The organism is Massilistercora timonensis (assembly GCF_048354975.1).
GTDB lineage: Bacteria > Bacillota > Clostridia > Lachnospirales > Lachnospiraceae > Massilistercora > Massilistercora timonensis.
On the sequence record NZ_DBGCJQ010000004.1, the window covers coordinates 1 to 7,000 of the forward strand.

The following is a 7,000-nucleotide window of genomic DNA, read 5'->3' on the forward strand; positions in this document are numbered from 1 at the left end:
CGGCTTCCACTTTCTCCTCCAGGATCTGCGCCACCGTCTCGTAGATCTTGACTGTAGCGAACCGGCGGTCTACCGCCTCCACCAGGTTCCAGGGCGCATGGCGGGTATCTGTCCGGGAGAGCATTTCCTCGTTCATAGCCTGATATTCTTTGAAATTTTTGTTCCGCTTCCGGTCGCCTTTGGCCACCCGCCAGGCGGTCTCCCGGGAATCAAGCAGCTTGTCAAACCGCTTCTTCTGCTCTTCCTGATCGATGGCCAGGAAGAATTTGATCAGCACCATCCCGTCCGCCGTCAGCTGTTCCTCAAAAGACAGGATGGACTGGTATGCCTTCTCCACTTCCTTGTCGCTGATCTTCTTGTCAAACCGGTCGATCAGCACCTTCCGGTACCAGCTGCTGTCGTAGATGGCGATCCGTCCTCTGGCGGGCATCTTCATCCAGAACCGCCACAGGAAAGGATGCATCTTCTCCTCCCTGGTCTCCTTCTTCACCGCGTAAACTTCAAATCCTCTGGGATCCAGCGCCTGGATCAGCTCTCCGATCTGCAGGCCCTTCCCCGCCGCGTCGTATCCCTCGAAGGCGATCATCACCGGGATCCCCAGTTCCTTGCAGGCCCGCTGCAGCTTCCCGAGCTTTGGCGCCAGCTTCTCCATCCGCTCCTTGTACTCCTTTTTATCCAGCTTCTTTGTCAGATCCAGTTTTTCCAGCATATGCCCCTCTCCTTTCTCAGACTTTTTCCGGTAAAATATGCCTATATTATAACATATCAGGCGGAAGCTATGCAGAAATATAAAAGAAAAGGACCGGGAATTTTGCGTCTCCCGATCCTTCTCTTTCTATTCTTGCTTCTTACTTCTGTCTTGCCTTGATATATTCTGCCACTTTCTTCACATCCAGTGTGTTCTCGGTCATACCGATCTTGGTGGCGATCCGTACCAGCGCCGGCTGCTTGAGCATGGCCTGCTCCATGATATCCTTCTGGAAGAACACGTCCTCCGTCCGGCCGTCGGCCAGCACCTTCTTCTTGCACATAACAATGACTCTCTCGTAATTATCAGCCACAAACTCCATATCATGGGTGATGGTCACGATGGCCTTGCCCCGTCCGGTCAGGATCTTGTTCAGCTCTGAGAGCCTGTCCAGTCCGTCCAGGTCCTGTCCTGCCGTCGGCTCGTCGAAGATCATCACGTCACAGTCGCTGGCGATGACTGAGGCAATGGTCACGAATTTCCGGATGGACAGCGGCAGGTCGTAAGGATTGGTCTCCAGGTACTTATCCATCCCGGTAAGCGCCGCCGCATCCTTGATCCTGCGCTCCGTCTCCTCCATATCGATCTTCATCTTCTTAAGTCCATACTCGATCTCCGCATACACCGTTGAGTTGAAGATCTGGTCGTCCGGATTCTGGAACACATATCCCACCCGTCTTGCCATCTGGGCCGTGGTATAGTTCTTTGTAGATTCTCCGTCGATCAGCACGTCGCCGGAACAGGGCTTGGTCAGGCCGTTGAGCATTTTCACAGTGGTGGTCTTTCCCGCGCCGTTCTGTCCTACGATCGCAATGTTCTCTCCTGCTTCAATGGAAAAGCTTACGTCATCGACGGCCCGATAGCCATTGGGATATTCGAATGAAATATTTTTTACTTCTACTAATGCCATCTTCTCTCCGTCCTTTCTCTTAGTTTTCCATTGCCGCCTGGATGGTGCGGACTGTTTCTTCTACCGTGACCGGAACATCCGGAAGCTTTACGCCCTCTCCCATCAGGTCCAGGGCGATCCGGGTACTCTGGGGAAGCCGGGTATGGTACTTCAGGCAGTCCGGATGGGAGAATACCTCCTTGGGCGTTCCTTCCATGACCACTTTTCCCTCATCCAGCACGATCACCTGATCTGCATATTCCGCGATCTGCTCCATCTTGTGCTCTACCAGCACGATGGTCTTGCCCATGCTCTTCATCAGCTTGATGATCTCGAATACATCGTCGGTACTCTGGGGATCCAGCTGAGAGGTAGGCTCATCGATCACCAGCACGTCCTGATCCATGACCAGGATGGCTGCCAGCGCGACCCTCTGCTGCTGCCCGCCGGACAGCTGATAAGGATCTCTGTCCCGGAATTCCTGGATCTTGGTCAGCTCCATGATCTTCTCGATCCGCTCCCGGATCTCATCCGGCTCCACGCCCATATTTTCCAGGCCGTACGCCAGCTCCTCATACACGGTGCTGGCGATCCCGCTGATCTGGGTAAATGGATTCTGGAATACAAATCCGATCTCCAGGGCGTTCCTTCCGTCTTCGTCTTCTTTTACATCTCTTCCGTTGACCAGCACCTCCCCGGAGATCTCCCCCTTGTAGAACTTGGGGACAAATCCACGGATGGCGTTGCAAAGCGTGGTCTTTCCACTTCCGTTGGCTCCTACCAGGGCGCACAGCTGTCCTTTCTTCACCGTCATAGACACGTCATGCAGCACGTCATTTTCGGAGGTTGGATACCGGTATGTTAAATTCTTTATCTGAATACTATCCATAATGCAATCTTCCCTCCAATCGCCAATACTACCGCCGCGATCATCAGTCCGCGGATGATCCGGTCTGTCTGGGTGTCTTCTACTACTTTCAGAGTTGTCTTCTTACAGGGTACGGAAAATGCCCTTGCCTCCAGCGTGATCGCCCGCTCTTCCGCGCTGACCAGTGAATTGAGGATCAGCGGTCCTACGGACGGGAAGAAAGCTTTCGCCCGCACGATCATATTGCTGTCTGTCTCGATCCCCCTGGATTTCTGCGCTTCCAGGATGGCGTTCATCTTCTTGGACATCTGGGGGATGATGTTGGTGGTGGAAACCAGGATATAGGTGGCGGAGGGAGACATCCCTCTCTTTTCCAGCATCACCATCAGCCGCTTGATGTCGATCAGCTTGCCGCCAAGCAGTATCGCGGAACCGATCCCCATGATCCGGGAACACAGCACAATGGCTTTCTGCACACTCTCCATCTTGATCGACAGTACCCAGAAGCTCCACAGAACTTCTTCTCCCGGAATAAACAGGGACTGGAGGATAAAGCAGATCACACAGATCAGTACAATGGATTTCAGCCACAGCTTTATGAAGGACACGCCTTCGCCTGCGCTCGCCGCGATCAGGATCATGACCGCCACCGTAGCCAGCGTCACGCGGTAATCGAAGATGGCAGAAATCACGGCCAGCGCGATTACCAGATACAGGATCGTCAATGGATTCAGGGCCTTGACCCCTTTCTGCCTTTCATTCATATTCATTTCTCCTCTATCAATCAATACACGTTCAGATACTCTTATTTGCCTGCTTCTTTCTTCTCTTTTCTGGCGTTGATGAATACAGAGCCATTGGAGAATTTATACAGATACCGGTCGGACATTCCCCGGATCACCAGGTAGGGAACCAGAAGGGAGATAAATTTATCCGGAACCTCTGAGATAAAGTTTCCGATCACCTGTGCCGGCCAGAAGGGGATTCCTGCTGACATCATGGCGCCGATCATAATGGAGTTTCCGCTGGAATCAAATCCGCCGAAGAACGCGTAGGAGATGATCACGCTCATGATCACTGCCAGAACCGCTACCAGGATGGCGGAAACTACGAATTTTCCAAAGCTTGTAAACATTTTCTTTCTCGCCAGGATACCTGCCAGGATGGCTGTCGCGCATGCGGAAAGGGCAAACGGGAACAGTGACGGGTCTGCGATGGAGTTGATGGCGATACTTAAAAGTCCGGTGATACCGCCTACCCACGGGCCAGCCAGGATGGCTACCAGGAAGGTTCCGATGCTGTCCAGGTAAAGCGGCAGCTTCAGGGTCAGTACCAGGTTTCCTACGATGAAGTTGATGGCGATCGCGATCGGGATGATCAGGATCGTGATCAGGTTAAAATCTGCTTTGATGCCTTTCTTTTCGTTACTCATGTTTCATTCCTCTCTTTCGTTTTGGGTGTTTCTCGTTGCTTTTTCTATATCAGTTCCCTGGCTTCATCCATGTGTTCCGGGAACAGATAACCAAAGAAGATCTCGAAGAACCGCTTTGTGTCTGCCTTCACAGCCACTTCACAGTTTTTCTTTTTGTCCGGATAATACTTGGTCCGGTATACCACCGACATGCCGTCGCACAGGCCGCTGGTCTCCACGTCTACAAAGGCGTCCACCTTCTCTACCACGTTCCGGTCCAGAAGATAGGCGATGGTCAGTACGTCGCACAGCTCACAGCCCAGCTTTTTCTCGATCTCCCAGTGTCCGTCGGCATAAACTCTGGTAATCTTGTGGATAAACCGGGACACCGGCGTATTAATTAAATACAACAGCTCCCGTAAAGTAGGACTTAAAAATACATAGGACGTGGCGTCCAGTCCCACCATGGTTACCCGCTCGAATCCTGCCTGGAAGACGATCTTGGCCGCTTCCGGATCTGTCCAGAAGTTAAACTCTGCGCAGGGAGACATGTTTCCGCCATGCTCCGCGCCTCCCATGATCACTACTTCCTTAACGTTTCTGGCGAATTCCGGGTCTTTCTGCACCGCCTGGGCGATGTTGGTCAGAGGACCGATGGGAACCAGCGTGATCTCGCCTTTTTCCTCCCGGACCTTCCGGATCAGGAAATCTACCGCTGATTCTTCCTTTACCGTTCCCGGTACTTCCTTGAATCCCAGATTGCCCAGTCCGTCATCCCCGTGGAACTCTTCACAGTTATCGTTCTCCCGTATCAGCGGTTTTCCGTTTCCCTTGTATACAGGGATATCGCTTCTTCCTGCTACATCCAGGATCCGGAATACATTCTCGGTCACCTGGTCTACGCCCACATTGCCGTTGACTGTGGTGATGGCTGTCACGTCCAGCTCATCCTTTGCCGCCAGTGCCAACAGAAGCGCCAGCGCGTCGTCGATCCCCGGATCGGTGTCAATGATCAGTTTCTGCATAATGCTCCTCCCTTTCTCTTATACCGCTTCCACTTCTTCTCTTGTGGGAATGGAAGTCTGGGCTCCTTTTCTGGTGACTGCGATAGCTGACGCCTTCTGTCCGAAGACGATGGCCTCCTCGCAGCTTTTTCCCTGGCTCAGCGCCAGCGCGAACCCGGCGGTAAAACAATCGCCTGCCGCGGTGGTATCCACCGCTTTCACCTTGTTGGCCGGGAAGAATCTGCTCTCCTCTTCCTGCACCAGCAGGCAGCCGTCGCCGCCCAGGCTTACCAGCACGCCTTTCACGCCCTTTGCCAGCATCTGTCTTGCGCCTTCCTCCAGCTCTTCCCGGTTCTTCCGTTCCTGTCCGGTAAGAATGGCAAGCTCCGTCTCATTTGGCTTGATAAAATCAATGCCTTTCCAGAAATGATCCGGGATCCCTTCCACTGCCGGCGCCGGATCTACGATCACCAGCTTTCCAAGGCTCACCGCCAGTTCTTTGACGTATTCCACCACTTCCAGCGGGATCTCCAGCTGCATGATCACGATATCACTCTCTTCGATCAGGCGGCGGTTCTGGTCGATCAGTTCTCTGGTCACAAGGCCGTTGGTCCCGGCGATGATGATAATGGAATTCTCTCCCTGGCCGTCCACCGTGATAAATGCCTGTCCGGTGGTCTCTCCATCCAGGATCGCCAGCCCGTCTGTTTTCACGCCTACGCTCTCCAGATTCTTCTTAAGCGCCATGCCGCAGCTGTCATTTCCAACAGCTCCGATCATCTGCACATCGCCGCCAAGCTTGCCGATGGCGTATGCCTGATTGGCTCCTTTGCCTCCGGGGACCTGGGAAACGCTCTTCCCGGTGATGGTCTCTCCCGGTTTAGGCATAGATGGCGTCTCCACCACACAATCCATGTTCAGGCTTCCCACAACTACGATCTTCTTCATCTCTTCTCCCTCCTCTCTTTCTTTTTTTCCATCCTATATATGGTATCTTGCGTAAATTTCTTCTTCATAGATCTCCACCGCTTTCCGGTCCGGAAGCGCCGGCTGAACCCCGTATCTGGTAACGCTTAATCCGGAGGCATAAACGGCGAATCCGATGGAATGGATCAGATCCTTTCCTTCGCTTAAGCACACCGCCAGGGCGCTGATAAAGGAATCCGCCCCTCCGGTGGTGTCCACCGCCTCAAATCCGGTCCCCTCAAAATACATGGAGTACTCCTGGTTCCGCAGGTAACATCCCTTCTCCCCCAGGGTGACGATCACATTCTCCACCCCTTTGTCCAGAAGGATCTGGGCCTTCTCCTCCAGGGACATCCGTCCCGGCACGAAAGTGTGCAGTTCATTTTCATTGGGCACGAAATAGGCGATGTCTTTGAGCAGTTCTTCCTTGATCTTCTCTACCGCAGAGGGCTTCAGGATCACCTGGGTATCATTGCGCCTGCAGAACTTGATGGTATATTCTGCAATGGCCTCCGGGATCTCCAGCGACAACAGGCAGTACCGGGCGTTCTGGAACAGATACCGGCAGCGGTTGATCTGCTCCACGCTCAGGAGCCGGTTGGCTCCCTGGTAAACCACGATGGTGCTCTCTCCGTTCTGGTCTACATCGATATAGGCCTTGCCGCTTGGCACCGATTCATGGATCAGAACGCCGTCCATGTGCACATGATTTTCCAGAAGGTTGCTGTAGAGCTGCTTGCCTTCCAGGTCATTGCCCACACAGCCCACCATGTAGACCCGGCCGCCCAGCTTCCCGGCGCCTACCGCCTGGTTTCCGCCTTTTCCTCCCGGGAAGGTATAGACTTTCTCCGCAAGCTGAGTCTCGCCTTTAAGCGGGATCCGGGAAACCTCAATGGTGATATCCATGTTCATGCTTCCCACTACCACGATCCGCTCTCCCTCTGTCTCTCCGGGGGATCCGTTGACACTTCCCCGGTCCATGACAGCAGGCGGGAACTTGCGCATCACTTCGATCTCCTTCTCTCCCTGGATCATCTTCACCAGGGAAAAGACTGCCTCCCGGCTTGTCTCCTCAGCCGGGAGCCGGATCGCCGTGATCCCGTCCCCCAGGATC

General features: G+C 53.7%; 8 protein-coding genes. All 8 read right to left on the minus strand.

Annotation, left to right across the window (positions count from 1 at the left end):
• On the minus strand, positions 1-709 hold a 709-nt coding region (locus tag ACML7B_RS00185), incomplete at its 3' end, for a polyphosphate kinase 2 family protein (protein WP_418538743.1).
• 139 nt (positions 710-848) lie between these two features.
• Positions 849-1,658, minus strand: a complete 810-nt coding sequence (locus ACML7B_RS00190) for an energy-coupling factor ABC transporter ATP-binding protein (RefSeq protein WP_418538745.1) — start codon at positions 1,656-1,658, stop codon at positions 849-851.
• 19 nt (positions 1,659-1,677) lie between these two features.
• The gene (locus ACML7B_RS00195; protein ID WP_418538746.1) at positions 1,678-2,526 is read right to left on the minus strand and encodes an energy-coupling factor ABC transporter ATP-binding protein; all 849 of its coding nucleotides are present in this window, start codon (positions 2,524-2,526) and stop codon (positions 1,678-1,680) included.
• On the minus strand, positions 2,508-3,269 hold the full coding sequence (locus ACML7B_RS00200; protein WP_418538748.1) for an energy-coupling factor transporter transmembrane component T: 762 nt from the start codon (positions 3,267-3,269) through the stop codon (positions 2,508-2,510). The genes ACML7B_RS00195 and ACML7B_RS00200 overlap by 19 nt, the downstream gene beginning before the upstream one ends.
• A gap of 41 nt (positions 3,270-3,310) precedes the next feature.
• Positions 3,311-3,937 (minus strand): hypothetical protein, encoded by a 627-nt coding sequence (locus ACML7B_RS00205; protein ID WP_418538750.1) that lies wholly within the window; start codon positions 3,935-3,937, stop codon positions 3,311-3,313.
• A gap of 44 nt (positions 3,938-3,981) precedes the next feature.
• Positions 3,982-4,941: a nucleoside hydrolase gene (locus tag ACML7B_RS00210; RefSeq protein ID WP_418538752.1), complete on the minus strand. Its 960-nt coding sequence runs from the start codon at positions 4,939-4,941 to the stop codon at positions 3,982-3,984.
• Positions 4,942-4,959: 18 nt separating this feature from the next.
• On the minus strand, positions 4,960-5,868 hold the full coding sequence (gene rbsK / locus ACML7B_RS00215; protein WP_418538754.1) for a ribokinase: 909 nt from the start codon (positions 5,866-5,868) through the stop codon (positions 4,960-4,962).
• 33 nt (positions 5,869-5,901) lie between these two features.
• Positions 5,902-7,000: PfkB family carbohydrate kinase (locus ACML7B_RS00220; RefSeq protein WP_418538757.1), on the minus strand; the 1,099-nt coding region annotated here is incomplete at its 5' end.